Annotated in this window: 20 protein-coding genes; 7 read left to right on the plus strand and 13 right to left on the minus strand. The window is 57.9% G+C overall.

All coding sequences use genetic code 11. The features are described from left to right. The first annotated feature begins 109 nt into the window (after window positions 1-109). The gene (locus BF95_RS00825; protein ID WP_051519796.1) at window positions 110-1111 is read left to right on the plus strand and encodes a glycosyltransferase; all 1002 of its coding nucleotides are present in this window, start codon (window positions 110-112) and stop codon (window positions 1109-1111) included. Between the two features lie 21 nt (window positions 1112-1132). Here the strand turns inward: BF95_RS00825 and BF95_RS00830 are convergent, their stop codons facing one another. From BF95_RS00830 to BF95_RS25965, 6 genes are all read right to left on the minus strand, one after another. Then, on the minus strand, window positions 1133-2281 hold the full coding sequence (locus tag BF95_RS00830) for a glycosyltransferase (RefSeq protein WP_081763981.1): 1149 nt from the start codon (window positions 2279-2281) through the stop codon (window positions 1133-1135). A gap of 11 nt (window positions 2282-2292) precedes the next feature. After that, entirely contained in the window at window positions 2293-3387 is a 1095-nt protein-coding gene (locus BF95_RS00835; protein ID WP_043148672.1) for a hypothetical protein, read from the minus strand. Continuing rightward, on the minus strand, window positions 3348-3896 hold the full coding sequence (locus BF95_RS00840; RefSeq protein ID WP_043148673.1) for a glycosyltransferase family 39 protein: 549 nt from the start codon (window positions 3894-3896) through the stop codon (window positions 3348-3350). The genes BF95_RS00835 and BF95_RS00840 overlap by 40 nt, the downstream gene beginning before the upstream one ends. Before the next feature lie 258 nt (window positions 3897-4154). Beyond that, window positions 4155-4331 carry a hypothetical protein gene (locus BF95_RS27815; RefSeq protein WP_161774188.1) on the minus strand — a complete coding sequence of 59 codons (177 nt, stop codon included), beginning with the start codon at window positions 4329-4331 and terminating at the stop codon, window positions 4155-4157. Window positions 4332-5179: 848 nt separating this feature from the next. Continuing rightward, window positions 5180-5524 (minus strand): acyltransferase family protein, encoded by a 345-nt coding sequence (locus BF95_RS30895; RefSeq protein WP_161774190.1) that lies wholly within the window; start codon window positions 5522-5524, stop codon window positions 5180-5182. A gap of 269 nt (window positions 5525-5793) precedes the next feature. Further along, window positions 5794-6831, minus strand: a complete 1038-nt coding sequence (locus BF95_RS25965) for an acyltransferase family protein (RefSeq protein WP_161774192.1) — start codon at window positions 6829-6831, stop codon at window positions 5794-5796. Between the two features lie 141 nt (window positions 6832-6972). Here BF95_RS25965 and BF95_RS00860 point away from each other — a divergent pair. Continuing rightward, window positions 6973-8204 (plus strand): IS3 family transposase gene (locus BF95_RS00860; protein WP_200866863.1). Its coding sequence is split into 2 segments (ribosomal slippage): window positions 6973-7309 and window positions 7309-8204, totalling 1233 coding nucleotides; the frame shifts between segments, so codons are not numbered across the junction. 222 nt (window positions 8205-8426) lie between these two features. Here the strand turns inward: BF95_RS00860 and BF95_RS00865 are convergent. After that, complete coding sequence (locus BF95_RS00865) at window positions 8427-9539, minus strand: O-antigen ligase family protein (protein WP_327195395.1); 1113 nt, start codon at window positions 9537-9539, stop codon at window positions 8427-8429. A 54-nt stretch (window positions 9540-9593) separates the two neighbouring features. Here BF95_RS00865 and BF95_RS27820 point away from each other — a divergent pair, with 54 nt between their 5' ends. Further along, the gene (locus tag BF95_RS27820) at window positions 9594-9824 is read left to right on the plus strand and encodes a hypothetical protein (RefSeq protein WP_161774196.1); all 231 of its coding nucleotides are present in this window, start codon (window positions 9594-9596) and stop codon (window positions 9822-9824) included. Here BF95_RS27820 and BF95_RS00870 read toward each other — a convergent pair. The 4 genes from BF95_RS00870 to BF95_RS28585 form a co-directional block, all read right to left on the minus strand. Continuing rightward, the gene (locus BF95_RS00870; protein ID WP_043148677.1) at window positions 9815-10774 is read right to left on the minus strand and encodes a sulfotransferase; all 960 of its coding nucleotides are present in this window, start codon (window positions 10772-10774) and stop codon (window positions 9815-9817) included. The two genes, BF95_RS27820 and BF95_RS00870, sit on opposite strands and share 10 nt — an antisense overlap. A gap of 121 nt (window positions 10775-10895) precedes the next feature. Continuing rightward, the gene (locus BF95_RS00875) at window positions 10896-11675 is read right to left on the minus strand and encodes a sulfite exporter TauE/SafE family protein (RefSeq protein WP_043148678.1); all 780 of its coding nucleotides are present in this window, start codon (window positions 11673-11675) and stop codon (window positions 10896-10898) included. A gap of 52 nt (window positions 11676-11727) precedes the next feature. Beyond that, the gene (locus tag BF95_RS00880; RefSeq protein ID WP_235209501.1) at window positions 11728-13272 is read right to left on the minus strand and encodes a WD40/YVTN/BNR-like repeat-containing protein; all 1545 of its coding nucleotides are present in this window, start codon (window positions 13270-13272) and stop codon (window positions 11728-11730) included. Next, window positions 13184-13897, minus strand: a complete 714-nt coding sequence (locus tag BF95_RS28585; RefSeq protein ID WP_235209502.1) for a WD40/YVTN/BNR-like repeat-containing protein — start codon at window positions 13895-13897, stop codon at window positions 13184-13186. The genes BF95_RS00880 and BF95_RS28585 overlap by 89 nt, the downstream gene beginning before the upstream one ends. A 428-nt stretch (window positions 13898-14325) precedes the next feature. On the opposite strand from BF95_RS28585, the gene BF95_RS00885 reads away from it, so the two are divergent. The 4 genes from BF95_RS00885 to BF95_RS00900 all read left to right on the plus strand — a co-directional run bounded on the left by BF95_RS00885 (window position 14326) and on the right by BF95_RS00900 (window position 20640). After that, window positions 14326-14589, plus strand: coding sequence for a spike base protein, RCAP_Rcc01079 family (locus tag BF95_RS00885; protein ID WP_043148681.1), 264 nt, complete (start codon window positions 14326-14328; stop codon window positions 14587-14589). Further along, entirely contained in the window at window positions 14589-15905 is a 1317-nt protein-coding gene (locus tag BF95_RS00890) for a hypothetical protein (RefSeq protein WP_043148682.1), read from the plus strand. Before BF95_RS00885 ends, BF95_RS00890 begins: the two co-directional genes overlap by 1 nt. 556 nt (window positions 15906-16461) lie before the next feature. Further along, a complete protein-coding gene (locus BF95_RS25445) occupies window positions 16462-18765 on the plus strand; it encodes a GH12 family glycosyl hydrolase domain-containing protein (RefSeq protein WP_161774198.1) in 2304 nt (767 codons plus the stop codon). Between the two features lie 675 nt (window positions 18766-19440). Then, window positions 19441-20640, plus strand: a complete 1200-nt coding sequence (locus BF95_RS00900; RefSeq protein WP_043148683.1) for an IS256 family transposase — start codon at window positions 19441-19443, stop codon at window positions 20638-20640. 183 nt (window positions 20641-20823) lie between these two features. Here BF95_RS00900 and BF95_RS25970 read toward each other — a convergent pair. After that, window positions 20824-21884 (minus strand): IS630 family transposase gene (locus tag BF95_RS25970; RefSeq protein ID WP_152542509.1). Its coding sequence is split into 2 segments (ribosomal slippage): window positions 20824-21377 and window positions 21377-21884, totalling 1062 coding nucleotides; the frame shifts between segments, so codons are not numbered across the junction. A gap of 210 nt (window positions 21885-22094) precedes the next feature. Next, window positions 22095-24548 (minus strand): DNA ligase D, encoded by a 2454-nt coding sequence (gene ligD, locus BF95_RS00915; protein ID WP_043148686.1) that lies wholly within the window; start codon window positions 24546-24548, stop codon window positions 22095-22097. Between the last annotated feature and the right edge of the window lie 19 nt (window positions 24549-24567).

The following is a 24567-nucleotide window of genomic DNA, read 5'->3' on the forward strand; positions in this document are numbered from 1 at the left end:
GGCGAGGCGCTGTTCGCAGCCGTAACCTATGTGCATGCGCACCGCTGGCGTATCAAACATTTGCGCTCTAGATGATGATGAACCCCATGATGCGCGGGCAGGAGATCCCATGATCAAAATCACCGTTGGCATCAAGGCGCTGAACGAGGAAGCGCATATCGGCGAAGCATTGGCCAGTGCGGTTGCCGCCGTTGCGCCGTTCGGCGGAGAAGTGGTCCTGGCCGATAGCGGCTCCACCGACCGCACCGTCGAGATCGCCAGAACCTATCCCGTGCGGATCGTGCAGTTGGCGAACCGCAATGAACGCTGCTGTGGCGCGGGCGCGCAACTTGCGTTCCAGCATGCCAATGGCGAATATTTCTATCTGCTCGACGGCGACATGGTGCTGAATCCCCCCTTCATCGAAGCGGGTATCGCCTATCTGGAAGCCAATCCTGGCTTTGCGGCCGTCGGTGGCCTGGTGTGCGAGCGTAACACCGAAGGGGAAGGCTTTCAGATACGTGCGGCAAGCGTTGCCAAGGATCGCCACTGGTTGCCAGGCATCGTCGATCGCCTCGACTGCGGCGGCCTGTATCGCGCTTCAGCGGTTCGCGAGGCTGGATATTTTGCCGATCGCAACCTGCATGCGTTCGAAGAGTTCGACCTTGCCGCGCGGCTGCAGGCGCATGGCTGGAAACTGGCGCGGATAGATGTGCCGCAGATCGATCATTTCGGCCATACGACGCCGGGCTATCAGCTATTATGGCGTCGCTTGCGAAGCGGCTATTCCGGTGGCCCCGGCGAGGTGCTGCGCGGCGCGCTTGGCCAGCCACATCTCAAGCTCGTCCTGCGTAAACTCGGGCATGTGCGCAACGGTCTCGCGGTAATAGCCTGGTGGGCCATGCTGCTGGCATCGCTGCTTCTTGGTCAGCCGCTCATCTTCCTGGCGCTCATTGCCATTCCCTTGGCTCTGCTGAGTTGGCGGCGCGGCTCCTTCCAACTGGGGCTCTATTCGCTGGCGGCCTGGAACGTTACCGCCTGGGGGCTGCTGACGGGCTTTTTCCGTGGCCGAGTGACCCCGCGAAAACCGCTGGATTCTATCGATCTAAGCCCGGGCAGGACTGTTTCCTAAGCCCGGGCTGGTCCAAGGCGCCTAGCGCGCTTTCCAGGTGAATACGGACGTTGCGGCATAATTCCACACCACGCCCACGGCGATGCCGGAGAGACCTGCGGTCAGCCAGCCATAGTGGAAAGCGCTGAACAGATAGCCGGCGATACCGACATTCGCCACCGCGCCCACCGAGCAGACAATCATGAAGACCAGCAGCCCGCGCGCGAGTGGGACGAAACCCTTCAGGCGTCGGTCGCGATAGGTCAGCGTGTTGTTGACGAAGAAATTGAAGATCATCGCGATGCCCGTCGCGGTGGCCTGCGCCCAGAGAAAGGGCGGGTATTGTACAGCCACCAAGGTGCTTAGAACCGCCATATGGACGAAGACGCCCAGGCCGCCGATGAACATGAACGACAGGAACCGCGCCGGGACGATATGCCCCACCAACTTATCGACCAGCAGGAGCAGATATTCCCAGATGATCAGGGCATCCAGTTTGCTCTCGCCAGCCTGACGATTTCGGAACTGATAGGGCACTTCGCGAATGCGCATGGGCGCTGGGGCCGAAGCGACGATGTCGAGCAGGATTTTATACCCCTGCCCCGAAAGTTCGCGGACCGAATTGTTGAATGCCTGACGCGTGATGGCGAAGAAACCGCTCATGGGGTCGGTAATGTCGGTCGAGGTGATGAGCCTCGCCAATTTGGTAGCCGTCGAGCTGACGCGGACGCGGCTGGCATCCCAACTGCCGACACCGCCGCCTTCAGTGTAGCGTGAGCCGACGACCAGATCGGCTTCATCGGCGCGCAACAGTTCGAGCATCGGCCGCAGCGCGGTCTCATCATGTTGCAGGTCGGCATCGATCACGGCGATATAGGGCGCGGTCGTGCTCAACATGCCCTCGGTAACGGCCGTCGACAGGCCCCGGCGTCCGATCCTGTGGATCACGCGAATATTGTTCTTCGCTTCGGCGAGTTCCGCCATGACGTCCCGCGTGCCGTCCCCCGAATCGTCATCAACGAAAACGATCTCGAACCGGATGCCTTCCAGCGCGGTTTCCAGCGCCTGTGTAATGGCGCGGACATTGTCGCGTTCGTTGAAGGTGGGGACGACAACAGCAAGTTCGGCCCCTCTGCCGACACTTGGCGACATGAGGGGAACGGCGTTCAACTGGGCAGTCGCTTCGGGCATCGGCCGCTCCTTCAGGATTGATTGACAGGGACGAGAGACGGGCGGGCTTCGCGCCACGCCGATCCGCCTATCCATGTGGGACGATAGCGGCGCACGGTGACGCCAGGCCAGGTGTGAACGGCCAATGGCTTTGAATCCCGGTCGAGTTCTGCGCGGAGAAGATGATTGGGGTCAGCTTCCCACGACCGATATTCGATCAGCCAGATTTCATCGCCGGCATTTGCGGGCAAGCGGCGCATATTGGCCACTACGCGTTCGGGCGACATATCCTCGGTCCTGTAGTCGACTTGCAACTTAAGCTCAGGCAGCGGCCCACCATAATGTTTCAACATTTTGATGACCCGGTTATTGTCCGTGGCAAGCAGGGCATTGGGCGGCATGGTGCGAAGGAAGCGCGCCAGCGCGCGCGAGTCCGTCTTCGCATAGCCCGGCACGGTGTACAGGTTAATCGTCGCGATCGAGAGACAGGCCGTCAGCACGACCGTCGCCGCCATCCCGGCCAAACTTGCCGTTCCGGGCTTGACCGGGTCCAGCGAAGCCTGTGCATCAGGCCTACTGCGTCGAAGGCTGGACCAGGGTAGCGTGGCGATGCCAAGGGCGAGCAGGATCATGAGCGGAGGAAACGATATGATGACGTACCGCACGTTGAACTGCACGTTGGATATGAAGGTGGCGATTACCGACAGAAGCACCGGTCCCACGAGCCAAATCAACAGCCAGAGCGCGGCGGATTTGTCCCGCGAACGCAACGCCTTCGCAACACCGAAGGCGATCAGAGTCATCGTCGCCACTGCCAATAACAGGACCGGGATTGCGTGGGTAAGCACAATGTTGACGAGATTTCTGCCGGCCGATGCCAGTTCCTGGGTTGACGGCCCGAACGAGAAACCAGCCACGAACGAATAATAGGCGTAGGGAACCCAAAAGAGGAAACCCGGCTTGGCATTGCCCGCCGGATTTTCCAGCGTGTGGATCGTAAGCAGCATCCAATAGGAAAAGATCAGAGACGCGACAATCTGGGTCAAGCCCCAGGCCCATGCGCGTTTGGTGATCGTGCGGTCCTTAATCAGCAGGAACAGCCCGAACGACAGCATGAGCAGCGCCATATAATGGTGCATGCCAAGGCCAAGCGTGTGCATAAGGTAAGCAGCACCAGTTCGGACATCTTGAGCGGCCGCTCGACGATGGGCCAAACCAGCGCGATATAAGCGAGGCCTGCGAGCAGAAGCAGCGCGTACATGCGCCCCTCCTGCGAAAACCAGATCGCAAAGGGCGACAGCGCGACGAGCGCGGCACTGACCAGTGCTGCACTGCGGGAACCGAACATACGCTTTGCAACGATGAAGGTGAGCGGGATGGAAAGGATGCCGGCAATGACGGAGGGCAAACGAATCGCGAACTCGGTATCCCCGCCAAGGCTGGTGGACAGCCACAACACGACGGAATGAAAGGGCGCGATCTGATCTACATGAGCGAGCCCCTGAATACCCTCTCTGCCAAAGGCATGCGCGTTGCGAAGCGAAGAGGCTTCATCAAGCCACAAAGACTGCCAATCGAGGCCCAGGAAGCGGAAAATAGCGCCCGCGACAGTGATGATCGCGACCAGCAACCACATCTGCCGAGACGTCATCATGCGGTTGCCAGGATTTGGTCCCGCAGCACCGTCCTGCCTATTCACCAAATCACCGAAGTTATGCACAGCCTATTCATCCGATAATTTGACCTGATGGATATTCGCCCGGACCAATGTAGCCAAACAAATGCACACCGCCTTATGCCTGCATTGTTGCGGCGCAGCAAGTCTTGTGCACCGGATTTTAATATGTCCTTTCGGTAGCGCTTCGCGCCAGTCTCTCGCCGTGCGGTTCGTCGATCAGTCCTTATCGGACGACGACATCGCAGCCATCGGAGTCCGCTTGGGGTGAAACAGGTTGAGAAGCGGAACCTCGACCAGTTCGTGCGTAGCCAAGCCGACGGCTGCGGAAATGATCACCGCGCCGACCAACACCGAGAATGGTGGCAGCGATGGCAAGAAGCGGGTCGCCTCCAATCATACCTAGCCACCATATTATCCATCTTCCGAAGCGCAATTTCGCGGATCTATCTGCCCTTTTTAATCCTCGTGACTGTTGGAATTAAAAACTGTGTAAATAAACTTACAGCCGGTCTACCGACTCAGAGGGTCGAATTGACCGATTTGAGAATAGGGAATCTGCCGTGACTCGCCGAAACCACTTATCCATGGGCGCTTCCAAGAAATGGTAAACAATTAATCCAATAGCGATACCTAAACCGGCTGAGATCACTATCCCCAGCACCGGAAGTTGCGAAAAGACCTTGAACAAAATAATTGTCCCAATTCCAACCCCAAACATATGGAACAGGTAAATCGAATAGCTACCATTGCCCATAATTTCAAGCAATCGCGGCACGGACCAACCGAAACGTGGCGCTTCAGCAAGAAAAGAGACTTGCATAGCACACATGATAATAACGCATACCTGCGTCCATGGATAGTCTCGAATCGAGCCATAGGGCACCAAGAGCCCCAGCCCGATAACTAGACTCGTTAGGCCTATTATAATGAAAACGACCTTTTGTGAAAGATCGACCTCTTCGAGACAATATTGCAAGCCATACACCTGCAACAAAAGCTAACGTATCAATACGCGTATAGAATTTAAAAATAACATTTTCAGAATCAACCAAATATCCAAGTGCTATCAAACTTAAAAAAAAAAACGCTGAGAGCCACAGCCCGAGCAGTAGCTGTAAGCGCATACATAGATGCAAAACATAGATAGAAGAACATTTCAAAATTAAGCGTCCATCCCAATTTAACGAAAGGACGGATTGACCCATCTCCAGGAGAATACGCCGGAATAAATAATAACGACTTTATAACATACGGCAAAGAAAACTCTGTCGCCTAAATATTTGTGGCAAAGTCAATGCGAGCGATGCTGTTATGAAGATGGCAGCCCAGTATAATGGCACGACGCGGCGAATTCTGTTTCTAACAAAGATGCCCGGCTGGAATGCGCCGTCTCCTGTCGATACTACCATGATATAGCCACTAATGACGAAAAAAAAGTGTAAACGCCATAGCGCGCAAAAAAAATGCGCTTGCTCAAATACTCTTGGAAAGGGATGGTCGATGGAATGGGTGAGAACAACCGCAAGCGCTGCAATACCCCGACCAGCCTGAATACCTGACAAACGTCGTTTTGGATCAGTTTGCACGGGCGCACTCGCTATAATTTGGGATAATGCAAGCTATCTTGCACTATTTAGATCGCACTGCAACATCATTGGACAATACATTTTTACAGATTTAGACTTTTCAACATCGCTTGAAGAAATCCTGATTCTGTCAGGAACCGCTCATGACTCGGCTTGAGCGGGTTAACAGCCGGGATTTACTGAAAAGCTGACTCTATTTTGCGGACATCGAGGCGCTGGCCGATAGTGTCACTTAATCGACAATCTATTTAAATGCGCTAATCCCATATCTACCGGCCATTCGAAGTGACCCGCCGAACCCACTTGTCCATTGGAGCTTCTAAAAGGTGATAAACCATTATGCCAACAGCGGTGCCTAAAATAACAGACAGCGCAATTCCTAACACCGGCAGACCTGGAAATATCTTGAACAGTGCAATTGTACCGATCCCGACGCCGAACATGTGAAATAAATAGACTGAATAGCTTGCATCACCCGCGACCTCGAAAAAGCGCGGGATCGACCAACCAAAACGTGGTGATTCAGCAAGAAATGCTACTTGCATTGCACATACGGCAATAAGCCCGACCTGCGTCCATGAAGATTTCGGAATCAAACTATTGAGAACCAGAAGCCCGACACCAATGGCCAAACTTATTAATCCCATTATAACAAGATGACTTTTGGCCAATGATTGAGTCTTGCCCGCCATTACTGCAAGCCACACGCCTGCCACAAAACCCAAAATATCAATTCGAGTGTAAAATTTGAAATAAACATTGTCAGAATTGATAAAAAGGCCGAGCAAAACAAGGCTTATAAAAAACACACTTAAGAGAATAGCACGTGCTGATCCAGTAAGTGCATATGTCACCGCGAAACAAACATAGAAGAACATCTCAAAATTAAGCGTCCAGCCCAACTTGACAAACGGAGTAATGGTGCCATCCCCTGGGGAGTAATAAGGGATAAATAGCATTGACTTTATAATGAGAGGGAGCGAAAATTCTGTTGTTCTAAATATTGTCGGCAATATTAATGACAATAGCGCCGTAATAAAAATGACTGCCCAATATAATGGCACAATACGCCGAAGTCTATTTCTGATAAAAATTCCCGGTCGAAATGTTTTGTCGCCGGTAGATATTACCATGATATAACCGCTAATCACAAAAAAAAGCGTAACGCCATAAAGTCCAAAAAGATGTGCCGCTTGAAATATCCCTGGATAGGGATGAACAATCGAATGGGTGAGGACAACCGCGAGCGCTGCAATACCCCGACCAACCTGAATACCTGACAAGCGTCGCTTTGCATGGTGTCGCACGGGTGAACTCATTATTATATGTTGACGGAGAGGGCTACCTTGCACCATTTAAGCCGCGCTGCAACATGATTATGAAGTAGCCCCCAATATCGCCTGACAGACCCTCACACTTATGGAAGTGTGATGCATATGCCTGACCGTATGACTGGAACATATGACCACGTAGAGGTCATTACCTCGGTGCAGCGCCGTCGGCGCTGGACGCCCGAGGAGAAGATTCGCATCGTTGAGGAGACCTATTTGCCGGGGAACTCGGTGTCGCTGGTCGCCCGCCGCCATGGCATCGCGGGCAACCAGCTATTCACCTGGCGACGGCTGATGACTCAGGGCGCACTCACAGCCGCTGCGGCCGGCGAGGAAGTTGTGGCCGCATCCGACTACCGCGCGCTTGAGGCGCAAGTCCGCGAACTGCAGCGCCTGCTCGGCAAGAAGACGATGGAGAACGAACTGCTGCGCGAGGCTGTCTCCCGGGCCGCAGGCCCAAAAAAACAGCTGTTGCGCTCGACCTCGTGGCCCGAGGGTGGACGGTGAGCGCGGTTGCAAATGCCGTCGGCATGTCACGACCGCATCTCTCCGCAATGCAACGACCAGCAGAACGACGGCGTCGCGGGCGTCCGCCCTTGCCCGACGCCGAACTCGCCGCCGATATCCGCAGGCTGATCGCCGACCTGCCAACCTATGGCTATCGGCGCGTGCATGCCCTGCTGCGCCGCGAGGCGGAAAAAAACGGACGCGCAGCGCCCAATCCAAAGCGCGTCTACCGCGTCATGAAGCTGCATGGCTTACTGCTCCAGCGCCACGCCGGACGCCGCGAGGAACGCCGGCATGACGGCAAGATCGCCGTCGTCACCCGCAATACACGCTGGTGTTCGGACGGCCTCGAGATCGGCTGCGACAATGGCGAGAAGGTTCGCGTCGCCTTCGCCCTCGACTGCTGCGACCGGGAGGCGATGGGATATGTAGCCACTACCGGCGGCATCACCGCCGAGGACGTGCGCGACCTCATGGTTGCCACCGTCGAGCATCGCTTCGGCCAGGTGAATAAGCTGCCCCACACCATCGAATGGCTGACTGATAACGGCAGCTGCTACACTGCCCAAGATACAAGGCGCTTCGCGCGCGACATCGGCCTGGCACCACGCACCACGCCGGTCGAAAGTCCGCAGAGCAACGGAATGGCCGAGGCTTTCGTCCGGACCCTCAAACGAGACTACGCCCGCGTCAGCCCGCGACCCAACGCACAGGCCGTCATCGACCAGCTGCCAAAATGGCTCGACCACTATAATCGCGTGCATCCGCATCGCGCTCTCGGCTACAGATCGCCAAGAGAGTTTATCGAACGTTCAACCCGTGAGGAACTGTCCGGCCTTTAGGGGGCAACAACAGATTAAACCTTTCTGCCTGTGTCACTTTAGAGCCTTCTAAATTGATGGGCATTTTTGACGTCGCTCCGAGACTTTCGTGGTTTGGCTTAGCCACTAGGTGGTTGGTGTGAAAAAACATGCCTCGCAACTTTGGCGTTTTAGCACCAGCGACTATCAAATAAGTTAATTGCTACGTCTGCTTAGATTAATTCGACCTCTATCGGGCAGTTGTTACGATGCAGCACCGATATGCCGACGCCTGTCAACGATTGGTGGCACCACGGACGTCTTCACGTGCAACATGGCCAGCGCAAACATCAAGACGACATTCAGGAAGGCGTCGCCGCTTAAGATGGTTGATTCCGTCAGATTGTCGCCCGCGCAGAAGATAATCAGGCCGACGACCAAGGCTGCACGTCTTCGTGAAAGATCCTTCGAAATCATGACCTTGATGAGCGGCCATACGATAATCGCAAGCACTGCGAGAATGAGGCCCGGCAATCCTATCGTCGCCCACAGGTCGAGATAGCCGCTATGCCCGACGAACACGGCTTTGCGTACCCATTCATATTCCGAATATTGCGTGATCGGGCTGACGGATTGGATCGACCAGAACGACCCAAAGCCCGAGCCCAATACCCAATGGTCCTGAATATAGCCCCACAGCCCGGCCCATATCATGCCGCGACCGGTAAACGATAGCGGTTCATAGATAGCATTGCGGAACGGCGCTGTGACCAAATCATGACCGAGCATGATGGCGATCGCCGCCACCGCCGCCAGCGGGAGCAGATAAATCCGGTATTTCGGATTATAGATCTTCACCATCGCGCCAATTGGTGCCGTGAGCAACACGATCCCCATGGCGGTTTTGGACCCGGATTTGAACAGGAAGATAGCCGTCGCCACGATAAGAATGGCGCGCAGGGCGCGCTTAAGCGTGCCTGCGTCGAAAAGGAGAATGATGATGGTGACAGCGCAAAGCGATCCGGCCGTATTCTTATCCTGCATGATCCCGCGCCAGGTTCCTTCATTTCCTGCGTCGGTCAGAACGACCGCATGCTGAATACCGATTTCGGGAATGAGAAAGACCGCGAGATAGCATAACGACAATGCGCCGACCAATGACCAGCGAAGCATGGTCATGAACCGCTCATAGCCAAGGCTTTTGACGATATAGAAGGTGCTCAGTGGGACCAACGTCGCCTGCGCCACCCGTCGAATGGAATCGGCAGGAGAAATCGCCCAATTGACGCTGAGCCAACACCAGCCAAGCGCCAGCACCAGCCCAAGCGGCAGTACGAACAGACGCCTGAAATCGACCCAAGGCCGTAGCGCCAGCACCGTCAATGCGAAGGATGATAGAAGCGCAATCTGGTAGAGCGGGCTGCCCCGTCCTTGCCCCTGCGCGCCGACCGGATAAGTGAACAGGAGGAAGCCGAAGATGATGAGGCCGAGGAAAACGCCGGCGGCAACATAGGGAAGCCACAATTTCCGCCTGTCCGCACGACCAAGGCGACCGCCCGCGCCGACCGGACCCCGCTCAAGCTGACCGCGACCGGGCATATTCGCACCCCGCCCAGCCGACAAATCAGTCAATGCCAACTGCTTGGCCATGGTTATTCATAACCTAGTTTGCGATTGACGGCGCCGGCGATGCGGTCAAATGTCCGGGTCTGGCCGGCACTCCATCCCAGTTTGCGACTGGACGGATCGAAAGAGGCATCGGCTTGTACCGGCGTCCAGTCGACTGCGCCGCTATTGGCAACCGATTTCACGGAGGAACCATAGATGGGAAGCGCCTCCAGCGCGGCGAGCGCGGTCCTGTCTATCGGGCGATCGAGCCAGTTGAAAATATCCTCGATCGTCGCCGCACGTTCCCGGTTGGCCTGCTCATATCGCACGACCTTCACATTGGCGTGGTCGCTCTCCAGAAAGTCCGCGACGGTTTCCGCCGATGCACGATATTCCTCGCAAATCTCCGTAAAGCTGCGGCTCAAACGGCTGCGCGCGAAGCTGCGGGCGAAACTGTCGACGACATAACGCCCGTCGCGCAAGATGACCAACGCCCGATCCTTCGGGAATATCGAGGGAAACAGGCTCAGATTATTGGGATGCGGCTCCTTGATGAGCGTCAACGATCCATCCGGTGCCAGGTTGAGCAGGTGATTGCGCAGCCCAGCCGCAGAAAATGCCAACCAGCTCAGGGGTGCAAAGGCGTCCGCGCTGGGCGGATGATAGGCGCGGATCATCGTGCTGACATGTTCGAATGCCTGCGGACGGACCAGGATGGGCAGCTCATCGAAAGCGATGCGTGTGCGTTCGACGCCTGGAATGCGCAGCAGCATCTCGAACAGAAAGTTGGTGCCGCTGCGTGGCATCAGGCCGAAAACGAAGAGCAGTTCCCGACCAGAAAAGTCACTCTGGGCCGAGAGCGACACTGTGCGCAATTGCGCAAGCACCTCTGGCGCGACGGCAAGATTGAATTCATTGGCGTCAAATGTGGATAGTCGCGCCAACCGGCGCAGAACGAAGCCAGGATTCAAACATTTGAGATCGAGATATTTTCGCGCTGCCACTGGTCTGGTCGCTCCTCATGGGTAAAAGCCTGTTACCGCCTACACTAGCTGAGGTAAAGTAATCTTCCGCAGTGCACAAATTGTGGCCGAACTTGTCAACCTTTTGCCGTCGAGTTGGCATTCACAGCAGCAATTTCATTCCGGCGATCAGCAGCACGACGGCCAGGATCGTCTGAACGATCTTTTCATTCATCAAGGCGGCCACTTTCGACCCGATGATGATGCCAGGCAGCGAGCCGAGAAGGAGCATCGCCAGCAGTTCGAGATCGACGGTTCCGACTACCGCGTGAACGATGCCGCCAACAAAGGCAATCGGGACGGCATGGGCGATGTCGGTCCCGACCAGTCGCCGCAGCGAAAGCCGGCGGGGATAGAGGATCATCAATATCGTCGCGCCCAGCGCGCCTGCGCCCACCGAAGTCAGCGTCACCATCGTGCCGAGTATTGCGCCAGCAAACACTGTCGCAATCGTCTTGAACGCCAAGAAGCGCGGATTGGAGCGTATTGCCAAGGTTCGCACATGCTTGGCGATCTGCGCGCGGAACAGGGTGGTCACGGCGGTCAGCACGAGGACGCTGCCAAGCGCGGTGGCCAGGGTTTGCGAAGTGAAACGTCCGCCTTCGGAATAGCCGAGCCAAAGCCCGACCAGGATCGCGGCAGGTATGCTGCCTATGGCCAGAAGGCGCACAACCCCCAGATCGACGCTGGCATGGCGGTGGTGAATATAGCCACCAACGCTTTTCGTGATGGCCGCGAACCAAAGATCCGTGCCGATCGCCGTCGCCGGAGCGACGCCGAAAAGCAGAATGAGCAGCGGCGACATCAGGGATCCGCCGCCAACGCCCGTAATGCCTACAATGATGCCGACCAACAGCCCGGCGACGACATTAAGCCACTCCATCGATCGCCCCTTTACCGTTCTGCTTGCCGTCCGCTCCGTGCGCAAGCACGGATCAGGGCCGATCGACCTTGTAGCATTGCGCTATGTCGAATGGACGAACCGGTCGAGCCTGGCAAGCGGCTGGCGCGCCATAGGTCCAACCCGACCCCTGCCAACCGATATATAACCGTCCGAAAATGTCGGGATCGGCACCGAGTACGACCACGCGGTCGAGCCGCCCGATCGGGAAAACGGCGAGCCGGGACCAGCTTTGCGCGTTATCGACCGAACGCCAGATGCCATATTTGCCATGCACGAACCCTGCGAGGTAAATTGTCGGCACGGTATTGCCGGACGCAGCCTTCCCGAACGTGACGTCGCTGACCTGATCGACCCCGGGGATGATCTGCCACGTCACGCCACCATCGGTACTTCGCCGTAACCGCGAATCATGGGTGCCTTCGACCGCCGAGGTAAAGAACAGGTCGCCCGAGCGGCCAGGCATCGCGCGCAACTTTGCGGCATTTTCGCTTTTGGGGGCAATTTCACCCTGGAACAGCCGCGTCCAACTGCTTCCTCCATCCTGCGTTCGCCACAGGCCCATCAACTGCCTGTTGTCGGGATTGCCGCTATGGACCAGATAGAAGGTGCCATCTTTGACTGGGTCGGCGACCAGGACTTTCCGCTGCAGGTGCTTCTTGACATGAGACCCTGTGAATGGCGGCTTTTCGCCCGGAAAGTGGATAAGCGTCCAATTGCGACCGCGATCACGCGTGTAAAATGGCGCGCGGTTGAGCGAAGGTGCCCAGATGATATTGTCTGGATTGCCAGACGACACGGCGATCATGCCCCAGGCCATGCGCCAGGGGTCGTCCTTTTTCGTGCCCGGAGGATGCGGCAGGCTGCCAAAACGCTGCCAGGTGCGTCCGGCATCCTCGCTATACCCCGCCAGCACGGCGGCTTTTGGGCAGCACCCGCTGGTGTCCGACGCGTTGGTGGCAACGAAATTCGGATCGGCGGGCGTCAGTGCAAGCTGCTGGGCCGCTATGATCATCTGCTCCTTCGGCCCAAAGCCACTTGAAAACACATCCAGGTCGGCTTTGACATGAATGCCAAAATCCCAGGCGGCAAATAGCGGCGCGCGGCCAGGCGACTGCACCACGTCATTGGCGACGAGTTCTTCTATGCCCCGGCTTCGGCTGACCCAGTCGATGGAACGCGCATCGGGCGGAACATCGGCACGGAACAAGCCGACGCCAGCCGTCACCCAAAGACGGTCCCTTACGATCGGATCGAACATCACCTGCGACGTTGCAAAAAAATTCTGGTCCGCAATGCGCAGCCAGGGCGGATCTTTTTCGCCAACCTGCACGGTCTTCCGCAGCGTTGACCAGCTTGCGCCGCCATCTATCGATCGCAATGCCGACCCATTATGTTCAAACGCCAGTAGCTGGTCGTTATGCGGACTCACTGCCACAGTTTGATAACTGCCGTCATCGATCACGCCGTCAGCGGCCAGATTGGTCCATTCACCCTGCTGATAGCGCCAGATCGTCTTGCCATCCGGGTCGGTGCCGAAAAAGCGTCCATCGGATGTAAATGCGCCACTGCTTAGCATGCGGGGCGCCGCCGCACCTTGCCCGCGCAAAGGCGTGAACCCGCCAGCCTCTTGTTCCGACACAAACATGCCGACGCCCTGGATCAGGATCCAGATGGCCCTTGTGCCTCCCTCGGCTGGCGCAAACCAGATCAAGGCGGGACGGACATCTGCATCCGCGCCCCCCCCCCGTGCCGGCGGTTGCAGGCAGACCGTCCACCCTGGCCCAGTTGCGACCACCATCGGTTGATCGGAGTACGCCGTCATGCGCGGTCCCGAAATAGACGATGTCGGGATTGTCGGGGCTTACAGCCAGGACAGGGTCGGATCGAAGGAATTTCTTTTTTGCGCCGAACCGAACGGGAAAAGGCCCGGTATCCGGCACCTGCCAGCTTTTGCCCTGATCTTCTGAACGGAAGACCGTCCCTTTTACCGCCATATACAGCCGCTGACCGTCGGAGGGCGCGACGACGATCCCGGCGACTCCGCCGAACATGCTGGCGGGCGTGCGATAGGCGGGCGGCATCGCGGGTTCGGTGACCAACTGCACCCACTGGTCCAGTTCCGGACGCCAGATATAGGCACCATGGACGTCCGTCCGCGCGACGAATGTGCTGCCTGCGCGGTCCGACGAGAGCCCGACCATGAATCCGCCGGCACCAATGGCCACGGGTTGCCAACGATATGTCTCACCTGTCGTCGGTCCTGTCGCGGTGGAAAGAGGCGCCGGAGAGCTTGTATCCGGCAGCACGCTATTAGGCCCAGAAAGAGCGAGCAAGGCTGCGGCGATACCGATCAACAGCAGCGAAATGAGCCCCCATCGGATCAATCCGCGCGGCACATAACCGGTCCGACGCTGATCTCGATAGCCAGGCCCTGTAAGCCATGCGGAATATTTCGCCACAGCCGCCATCTGCATTCCTTAGCCATTAACCAGGATCCGATGGTGACATTTATTGTGCGCTGCATCAAGCTTTTGCTCGCGCCGCGATCGCCCAGATTTTAGCCAAATAAAGTAATTGAAATGTTGGAAATGTGCCAATACGGTTAATTACTGCTTTTGGGAGACAGTGTATGGAAAACCGCTTCGACAATTTCGCCTCTGGCATATCCGCGCCCGCCACACGGGCGGTCGCGATCACCCCCAGCGACTCCCAGTCACTGCCCTTTCTGCCGCGTGCCATCTATATTGGTGGCGCAGGCGATCTGGCGACACGGGCCGAAGATGGCAGCGACGCGGTTTGGAAAAACCTGCCCGCAGGTGCCGTACTGCCGTTCCGGCCCATCATGATCAAGGTCACCGGCACGACCGCGACCGACCTGCTGGCGCTCGACTGATGCCCCGCATTGCCATTGGACTGAGCCTCGACGGAACACGCTCTGCCGTCGCAGCTTTGCCGATTCGCATCGTCCCCGTCGACGCCTATGAAGCCTATGCGGTGGCACCGCATGCGACGCTCGGCGCGGTGGCGCTCCACCTGATCTACGGCAATGGCAGCAGTCTAGGGGATCAAATCCCTGCCAGCAGCCTGGGCGCGCCGTTCGGGGGGTGGCGCATCCGGGGCTTTCGCACCCTGCCATCGGTCGAAAGCGATCCTGCGACCGAGTATAAGGAAATCGTCTATGCCGGGGTTGGTAGCCAGGAATATGCGATCAACATCGATAATGTGTATGGCGGCACCTATCATGGCGGCCTGGGCGACTATGTGCAGACCGGGCCGGACGTCACGCTCGCCGCGATAATGGCGTCGCTGCGCCTCGATCATAGCACCGTCATCGAATGGGCTGGTGGCGAAGTCGCGCAGATTACTGGCGCGCTCGAGTTTTTTGATCAAGGCGTCACCCGCACGACGCACCATATGGTTTGCCCATATAATACGCTGACCGCCGCATTGGCGCTGTTTCAACTCAGTACCGCCTATACGCGTGCATCGACGGACCAGGGGGAGACATGGACCGATGTCAGCGCGACTGGCTATTATGACATGACGGCGTTCGCTGAAATATGGTGGCGCAACCCGGCGACCGGCACAATTGCCAAGGTGCTGCTCGACCATTCGGGCGCCACGAACTTCCAGGAAAGCAACTTCGACGTCAACGCAGGCCGGGTGAAGTATCGCGCCCGTTTCGACACCCCTGACGGCGGCGAATTCGGCGATCAGACCTGTATCGCGACCTATAGCTTCGACGCGTCCGCGCCTGATGCGGTGCCGCGCTGGTTGCCGTTCACCGATCGTTTCGATGCCAACCACCCGAGCGAGGCGGGGACGCCGCTGGGTTGGACACGGGCCAGCGCGCCCGCCCCCAATTCCATCGTGTCCAGCGGCACCTGGACGGTGACTGGGATCGCCAGCACGATCCAGCGGTTCGTGCGCGATGAACCGCTGCCGCCGGGCACCTATCATCTTGAGGTCGATTACAGCACCGCTGGCGCCTATAATGCAGGCGGCGTGAAAATCGCGATAGGGCCAGACGGTTCAGGCACAGATGCGCTGGTCGAGACGAGGTCGTTCAATGCGATAACGCCGACCACCAGTATAATCGACTTTGCCGTACCAACCGGTCAGCTTGGCTATATTACCTTTGAGGCTTCGACCACCGAGGCGCGCGCCTGGACCGTGAGCGAAATACGGGTGGTCGGGACACCCGACTGACCAACCACCGAACCGCCTAGCCCCAGCATCCAGGGCGCGACTTCGATCATGGCGCTTTTATCAAGTCGGCGCACAAAACCGAAAGCCATCACTCAGCACTTTGCTGCACTGCGGTAAGAAAGTCACAGCGACCGGGATAAGTTCTGTGAAAAAGCACTGTGCGGCCAGATTCCTTTGCCTAATCCGTATTTAACGACGTCCTGCCACACTTAATTTGTGCGGCACCGATACGGCCCGACATGGGGCAATCGGAGGAAACACCGTGTATATTAACGCGACAGGCCAAAAACTGAACGTTTCGGGGAAGACGCAATTTACGGTTCCAAATAACGACAGCACGACGTATCGCCTGGGCACAGCCAAGAATGACAAGGTCATCGGCAAAGGTGAAGATATATTGGCAGGCGGCGATGGCGATGATTCCTATATTTTATGGCAATCCAGCTCCCAAGTAATAGAGTTGGCGGGCAAAGGAATTGACACCGTTACAGCGCAATTTGCTGGTACGATTACTTTGGCAGACAATGTTGAAAACCTGATTCTTGCCGGAAAAGGGATGGTGGGGGCCACTGGCAATGCGCTCGACAATCTCATCTGGGCCGGTGAAGTCGGTGCAACAATCGACGGCGGACAGGGCAATGACATCCTGTTCGGGGGTAAGGGCGCAGACGTTTTCAAGGTCGCGGCCGGCAACGGTTCGGACACGGTGACCAACTTCACCCTGGGCCGGGACGTTGTGAAGCTGGATGGCTATGGCCTAAGCAGCTTTTCCGATCTGATGGCGCGCGGCACACAGGTCGGTAGCGACACCGTCTTCACCTTCTCGAACCAGGAAAGCCTGGTCTTGAGCGGAATCAAGCTGTCGGACCTTAACAGCTATGATTTCGGCTTTGCGATGGACAAGGCGGAATTGACCGCTGACCAAAGCTATATGGAAGGTCATGGTCGGGCGCAAAATCATAATGGCTGGTACATCATCAACAACAGCTACAATGTCGGATCCCTCAAGCCTGGCGTCGACTTCAACATCGACGCTACGTTCAGCAAGGCGGACGTGACGGGTGGCACGACCTTCACCTGGTCGATGCCCTACACCACGGAAAAGGGCGCGCCGATCCTCGCCTATCCAGAGGTCGCCTTCGGCGTGCCGCCAATGGGGGCTTATAAAGGCAACCCGACCGACAAGGCCGCAGTGTTTCCCGTGAAGGTCGGCGACCTCGTCTCGCTGACGATGGACTATGATGTCGATTTCTCCGGCAACGTCGCCGGATTCAACGTCGCCTATGACATCTGGCTCACCAGCGTGCCCAACGGCGATCGCTCGACGATCACCAATGAAATCATGCTGTGGGTTCACAAGGGGGATCTCGAAATCGCAGCGCCGGTTGTTGGCACCTATGAGCAAGGGGGCGTCACCTACACCATCTATCACAAGGGAACCTACACCGCGCTCGTCGCCGATCGCGATGTGCCGGAAGGCGACATCGATCTGACCGCTATTTTGGACAAGCTGGAATCGATCGGGATCGTAAAGGACAGCGAATATCTGGCCTCCATCGAACTGGGTGCCGAGGTCGTCTCGGGCGTTGGTTCGCTCACCATCAACAATCTCGACTTTCAGGTACAGTCGATGAGCGACGATGGCAGCATCATCGTCAAGGACGTGACGGGTTCTGGCCAGACGGTGCATGAAGTATCCCTGCTGGAGTCCCTCTACAGCGACGGCACCGCCGAAGTGACGAGCGCAGACGGGCTGCATCTTGGCAAAGTGGTGACATCCGTCACGGCCGACGTCGTCACGCAGAAATTCTACTCCGACAAGAATGCGCTTCTGTCGTTCGACAAGATCCTGGTCGAACCGAATGGCGGGGTGACGACGCAGCATTATACCACGAAGGGCGTATTCTCAGGCGCGGAATCCGATCATCTTCAGGCCAACGGGTCGGTGAATACGCTGCGTTATGATGCGCACTGGAAACTGATCGGCGCTGAAAATCTGTCGATCAAGGCGAATGGCGACACGCAAATCCTGCGCTACGACGCGCAATGGAAGCTGCTGGGCGCGGACGTCATTTCCGTAGGAGTGGACGGTCGGGAAACCACGCAGCACTATAGCAACAGTTGGACGTTCCTTGGGTCCGATGTGAAGGTCATCGAGCCGTCCGGCACGGTATCGATCCAGCATTATGGTGCCGATCACAAGTTCATCAGTCAGGACAGCACCATGATCCGCGATGACGGATCGACCGCAACCTATCATTACGGCGCGGACTGGAAGCTGACCGGTTCTGAGGTGTCGCGCACGGGGGCCGATGGCGTGGTGAAGACGCTGGTCCGCGATGCCAAGGCGCAACTGCTGCGGACAGAGTTTGATGGCACGGACACGGTTGACGTGATTACGGCGGCGGCTGGCGTGAACATATTCCGTGGCGGCCTTGGCTCCGACACGTTGAAGGCTGGAGCAGGGGCGGACACTTTTGTGTTCGACACCGCCATCACCAGAGGCGACGTCGACAGGATCGTCGGCTTTTCATCGGCGGCGGATAGCATCATGCTGAACAATTCCGTATTCACGGGGCTGAAATCAGGCATGATGTCGCAAGACGCGTTCCACCTTGGCACGTCTGCACATGACGCTGATGATCGTATCATCTACGATCAGAAGAGCGGCTCGATCTACTATGATGCGGACGGCAGCGGTGCTGGGGCGGCGATCCGCTTCGCACAACTCGACCCGGGCACGGCGCTGACTGCGGCCGATTTCGAAGTGACGGCAACGGGTGCCATGCGAACCCCGGGCACCCCGCAGCATCTGGAATCCGCGCTGCAACTCGTCCAGCACACACAAGACTATATGTAATTGATGGGGTGACATAGGACCGCCGGCGCGATGCGCTCGGCGGTCCTATGCAATCATGGACCTGCGGCACACCGGAAGGCACGATGACGCGCCCCGGACCAGTCCAATCTGCTTGATCGTGGAAACGCCATTAGCGTTCGCTGCCCGGTCTTGGCCAAGATGCCAAATCTGATTCGCACTGCCATGCGCCTGGATTGCCAGGGTCGGCCATCACAGTTGAAAAAATCAGACGCGGGGTGGAAAAACGGCAGCGGCTGCAGACGGCTTGGCCCGCGACTCGCCGCAAAACCCCCGTTTTCCTCACCATGCTTTTGCTTCAGCTCTACGGCGCCACATACGACTTCTGGAATTAACCACGTCAATTGAGTGGCTTGCATTTAGCTAGCCAGGGCTTGCGGTCCGAACGCGCAAACCCCAGATTTTTTTCGTCTGACAATTACAAAATATGTATCACTTTGGAACGCGCCTTGCTAATATCTGGGACCGGGTAGCTTACAAAAGGCCCGGGATAAATATGGTCGTGTCCCGGCGCGTGGTGTAGGTTTTGAGGGTAGCGAAGCTGACCGGACGCGCGCTCATCGAACAAGCGCTGTAGCGGCCGGTCAGTTTCGCGGGTGGTCACCGGCGAACTTCGGATAAGTTTGGGTTGCGAGACTCAACTTACGGAGACCACCGATGACCAATGACAAGATGGACCTGCACGCCCTGGTTGGGAAGACAGCCGACGGCGATTTTCTACGCGATATGATCGGCTTTGCCGCGCAGCGGCTGATGGAGCTGGAAGTGGGCGACCTTACGGGCGCGGCCTATGGCGATAAGGATCCCGAGCGCCTCGCGCAGCGCAACGGCTATCGGGATCGGGACTGGGAGACGCGGGCAGGCACGGTCGAGCTGCGGATCCCCAAGCTGCGCAAGGGAACATATTTTCCAGGGTTTCTGGAGCCCCGCCGTATGGCAGAGAAGGCACTGACGGCCGTCATCCAGGAAGCTTATATCCAGGGGATCTCGACCCGCTCTGTGGACGATCTGGTCAAAGCCATGGGCATGAGTGGKATCTCAAAGAGCCAGGTCAGCCGACTGTGCGTGGAGATCGACGAGCGGGTGAAGGCCTTTCTCGATCGTCCGATCGAAGGCGACTGGCCCTATCTCTGGATGGACGCGACCTACATCAAAGTGCGGCGAGCCGGTCGCATYGTCTCTGTCGCGGTCATCATTGCCGTTGGCGTTAACAGCGATGGCCGGCGCGAAGTGCTCGGCATGGCGATCGGTCATTCCGAAGCKGAGGTCTTCTGGACCGASTTTCTACGCAGCCTTGCCCGTCGCGGTCTGCGCGGCGTGAAGCTGGTGATCTCMGATTCCCATGAAGGCATAAAAGCYTCCGTCGCCAAAGTGTTCAGCGCCACCTGGCAGCGATGCCGGGTTCATTTYATGCGCAATGCGCTGGCCCATGCCGGCAAGAGCGGACGCCGGGTCGTGTCGGCATTCATCGCCACCGCTTTCGCCCAGGAAACTCCAGAGGCCGCAAAGGCCCAATGGCGTAGCGTCGCCGATCAATTGCGCCCTACCGTGCCAAAACTCGCTRCYCTGATGGACAGCGCCGAGGAGGATGTGCTGGCCTACATGACCTTCCCAGCCCAACACCGCACGAAGTTGCACAGCAACAATCCGATCGAGCGGCTCAATGGCGAGATCAAGCGGCGCACCGATGTTGTCGGTATCTTCCCCAACGAAGAGGCGATTACCCGTCTCGTCGGCGCTATCCTTCTGGAACAGAACGACGAATGGGCCGTCCAACGCTGCCGCTACATGACACTTGAGAGCGTCTCAGGTTTAAGCGATAATCCCATCATCACGTTGCCTGCCATGGCAGCATGATCAATCCGGCTTAGCCGGAGGTCGCTGTGGCTATCCCAGCGAACCTACACCACGCTGTGGGACACGATCAGCAAAGGCAAGTCGCACTCACCCATTTAGCTGGCTTGGCGCGCAGTCCCGCGTCGCGCGCATATGACACGGTGGTCCTCAGCTTCCATTCCAGCTTATACCAAGACTCTCTGATCAGAACCTGTGCGCCCATTGGCGAAGTCCGATTGTCATGATGCGCCAGGGCTGATCGATGAGGCAGTTCCAGGCAAAGCAGCAATGGTCGACGATATTGTCGTAGGACGAAAAGATGCGGTTCGAAAGCCAGTTATCGCGCATAAACTGCCATAGATTTTCGACAGGGTTCAACTCCGGGCATTTGGGCGGCAGCGGCAGCAATGTTATATTGGCGGGGATGGTCAGTGCGCCGGACATATGCCACCCGGCCTGATCGAGCATGAGGACGGCATGGGCCCCCGGCGCCACCTGGCTGCTGATCTCAGCCAGATGCATGCCCATCGCCTCGCTGTTGCAATGGGGCATAACGAGGCCCGCGCCTTTCCCTTCAGCCGGACAGATAGCGCCAAAGATCCAGGCCGATGCCCGACGCAGATCGCGGGGCGCTATTGGTCTGGTTCCCCGTTTGGCCCAGCGCCGGGTGAGTTTGGTCTGCTGGCCGATCCGGGCTTCGTCCTGCCACCACAGCTCTATGGGCGTGCCTTTGGGGAGGGTCTTGCGGATTTGCGCCAGACGGGCGGGGAACTCTTTTTAAAAATGGCAATATTTGCGAGGTCCTGCGCGTGATGGCGCGGGCGAGCCGAGAGCTTGCGGTAGCCCATGGTCCGCAGTTCATGCCCCAGCGCCTGCTTGCTGATCGAGATATTGAACTCGTCCCATAGCCACTGGCCCAAATCAATAATGCGCCAACGCACAACGCCATGGATGGCAGGGGTCGGCCCCGTATCAATGATCTCCTCCAATGCGCGGCGGTGCCTGTCATTGAGGATCGTTGTCGGCCCTGGCGCCTTGCGGGTCATCAACCCGTCGGGGCCCTCAGCGTTGAAGCGAACGACCCAATCCCGCACGATCTGACGCGTCACCCCGCCGACAAGGGCTGCATCGCTGCGGCTGTGCCCGTCCAGGATCGTCGCGATTGCCAATAATCGACGTACTTGCGCCCCGTCCTTGCAGCGCCGCGCAACGGCACGAACATCGCCTGCGCTGAAATCTCCACGGAGCTTGATCGGAACAGACATCGCAAACCTCCTCCAGTTTGCGATGTTGAATCACGTTATCGCTTCTTGCGATAGGCCCAACGAGTCAGATCCCACAAGCCTTGGTATTAATTCATCACCCAAGATGATCCGCCTGGTCGTAATAATGTAAGTTGCTTCTCCTTTGTCGCTGCCAAACGTCTAGGATCTTCGACGACGCCCTCGCCCCCGCTTGATCCACGGCAGGACCATCTACAGATCGGGCAGGATCTGATCGGCCCTGCCCCAATGGGACAGATCCTTCGACGCCGCGCGTTTCACCATCTCGCCCGCATCCCCAATATGCCAATGGTCTGGGCCGTCGAGCGTGCGCAGTTCTTCCCAGCTGAGCGGCACCGCGATCGGTGCGAACGGCCGCGATCGCGCGCTGTAAGGCATGACGGCGGTGGCACCGCGCTGGTTGCGCAGATAGTCGATGAAGATTTTGCCCGTCCGCTTCGCCTTGGCAAGCGCGGCCGTAAAACGGTCGGGATCGGCCTGCGACAGGGCGGTTGCGAAACGGTGCGCGAAATCCTTGACCTGCGGCCACTCCGCGCTCGGCGTCAGCGGGGCGATCACATGCACCCCCTTGCCGCCCGTCACCATCGGAAAGGTGACCAGCCCCATCTGCGCCAATACATCCTGAAGGTGGACGGCGGCCGACGCCACATCCTTGAACGCCAGCCCCTCGTCGGGATCAAGGTCGAACACCAGTCGATCAGGCTTCTCGACATCTTCGATCCGGGCACCCCAGCCATGAAATTCGATCGTCCCCATCTGAACGCAGGTCAGCAGCCCCGCAGGCGCATCGACGAAGAGATAGGGTTCCTCATGCCCATCCTTTTCCAGTATGCCCACTTGCTTGACGTCGTCGCCGAAACTGCCCGCATCATGTTTCTGGAAAAAGCATTTCTTGTCGCGACCTTGCGGACAGCGCACGAGGCTGATTGGCCGACTGCCTGCCCAGGGCAGCATGATATCCGCGACCGTTTCATAATAATCGGCCAGTTCGCCCTTGGTGAGTTTGCCCTCCGGGAAGATCACCCGATCGCGATTGCTGATCTTGACTCCGCTGGTCGAGGTGGGCTGCGGCACCCGTGAGACGGGCGCTTCGATTTCCAGCACGACGGCTTCCGGCTTCTTGTCCTCGCGCAATCCGAGATAGCTTGAATGGCGCAGGACGCCTTCGTCGGTAAATTCGGCGAAGGCGACCTCGACCACCAGTTTCGGTGTGATCCAGCGTACCTCGCGCACCGCCGCGCGTGGGGCCTCGACCGTCGGTGTCTTTTGGGCCAGCGGTGCCATCAGTTTCAGCAGCCGCTCCATCTCATCCGCAGAAAAGCCGGTGCCGACCTTCCCGGCGAAACGCAGCGCGCCTTTGTCATGCACGCCCAGCAGCAGCGAGCGGAACCCGCGCCGCTTGTCCGAGGGTAACCAACCCACGATCACGAACTCCTGACGCCGAATGCACTTGGTCTTGACCCAGCTGCCCGATCGCGTGCCCGCATAGCGCGCATCGACCCGCTTGGAGATGACGCCTTCAAGCCCCGCGCTGCAAAAGCGCTCGAACAACTGCTCGCCGCGCCCGACGATATGATCCGAATAACGGATATGCCCCACCCCGTCGCCGATCAGCGTGGCGAGCATCTCCTTGCGTTCAAGCAAGGGCCGCCCGGTCAGATCCTCGCCATTCAATGCCAGCAGGTCGAACGCCATATAATCGATTTGGCCGGGATCGTCTTTCAGCGCCGCCTGTAAGCCCTGGAAGCTAGTGCGGCCATCTGGCAGGATCACCACCGCTTCACCGTCGATCAGGGCGTTCGCGGCGCCCAGCTTTGTCGCGTCGGCGATCAGCCCGGCAAAGCGATCGGACCAGTCGAGGCCCGATCGCGTATAGGCTCTGCCATTGTCGCCGCTGATGGCCAGCAGCGTGCGATAGCCATCATATTTCAGCTCATGGAGCCAACGGTCACCTGCAGGCACATGGTCGACCAGGGTCGCCAGCTGTACCGGCTGGAATGGCGGCGGGCCACTGTCCTTCGCATTTGAGGCTTTGCTCTCGGAAACATGTTTCCCAGCGGCGATCTCCTCCATCGTGCGGCCACTGTCGATGCTGGTGAGATGGTGGCTGATTAGATCGTCCGACCCACCGGCAAAACTATCATTCACTTTGCGCAAAATCCAGTTTTCGCCCCGCTCCTTCCCGCGCGGCTTGAGCCGGAACAAAATCCATTCGCCCTGCATCCGGCAGCCATGGAGAATGAAATGGAGATGCCCTTCGGGCAGCGTCTTGCGTGGATCCTTGCCCTCTATCGGTTCCCATATGCCATTGTCCCACAGCATGACGGTGCCGCCGCCATATTCACCTTTCGGGATCAGGCCCTCGAACCGGGCGTAATCGAGCGGATGATCTTCAGTCCGCACCGCCAGGCGCTTGTCGTCGGGATTGGCGCTTGGCCCACGGGTGACGGCCCAACTGACCAGCACACCGTCCAGCTCCAGCCGGAAATCATAATGCAACCGCGACGCTGCATGTTTCTGCACGACAAAGCCTTTGCCGCTAGTTGGAAGCTTGGCACCTGTAGGCTCCGTCGTGCGCGCAAAATCCCGCTTCGCCCTATAAAGGTCAAGGCTGTCTTTCGGGCTTTTGTCCTGCGCCTTCGCCATTCTGGTTGCTTCCGTCCCT

This window comes from Sphingobium sp. Ant17 (genome assembly GCF_000588875.1).
In the GTDB taxonomy this organism is placed as follows: Bacteria; Pseudomonadota; Alphaproteobacteria; order Sphingomonadales; family Sphingomonadaceae; genus Sphingobium.

Coding starts and splice junctions, on each gene's coding strand:
- BF95_RS00825 (WP_051519796.1), top strand. CDS start 110: ATGATCAAAATCACCGTTGGCATCAAGGCGCTGAACGAGGAAGCGCAT.
- BF95_RS00830 (WP_081763981.1), bottom strand. CDS start 2,281: ATGCCCGAAGCGACTGCCCAGTTGAACGCCGTTCCCCTCATGTCGCCA.
- BF95_RS00835 (WP_043148672.1), bottom strand. CDS start 3,387: ATGGCGCTGCTCATGCTGTCGTTCGGGCTGTTCCTGCTGATTAAGGAC.
- BF95_RS00840 (WP_043148673.1), bottom strand. CDS start 3,896: ATGTGGTTGCTGGTCGCGATCATCACTGTCGCGGGCGCTATTTTCCGC.
- BF95_RS00875 (WP_043148678.1), bottom strand. CDS start 11,675: ATGGAGTGGCTTAATGTCGTCGCCGGGCTGTTGGTCGGCATCATTGTA.
- BF95_RS00880 (WP_235209501.1), bottom strand. CDS start 13,272: ATGCTAAGCAGTGGCGCATTTACATCCGATGGACGCTTTTTCGGCACC.
- BF95_RS28585 (WP_235209502.1), bottom strand. CDS start 13,897: ATGGTCGGGCTCTCGTCGGACCGCGCAGGCAGCACATTCGTCGCGCGG.
- BF95_RS00885 (WP_043148681.1), top strand. CDS start 14,326: ATGGAAAACCGCTTCGACAATTTCGCCTCTGGCATATCCGCGCCCGCC.
- BF95_RS00890 (WP_043148682.1), top strand. CDS start 14,589: ATGCCCCGCATTGCCATTGGACTGAGCCTCGACGGAACACGCTCTGCC.
- BF95_RS25445 (WP_161774198.1), top strand. CDS start 16,462: ATGGTGGGGGCCACTGGCAATGCGCTCGACAATCTCATCTGGGCCGGT.
- ligD (WP_043148686.1), bottom strand. CDS start 24,548: ATGGCGAAGGCGCAGGACAAAAGCCCGAAAGACAGCCTTGACCTTTAT.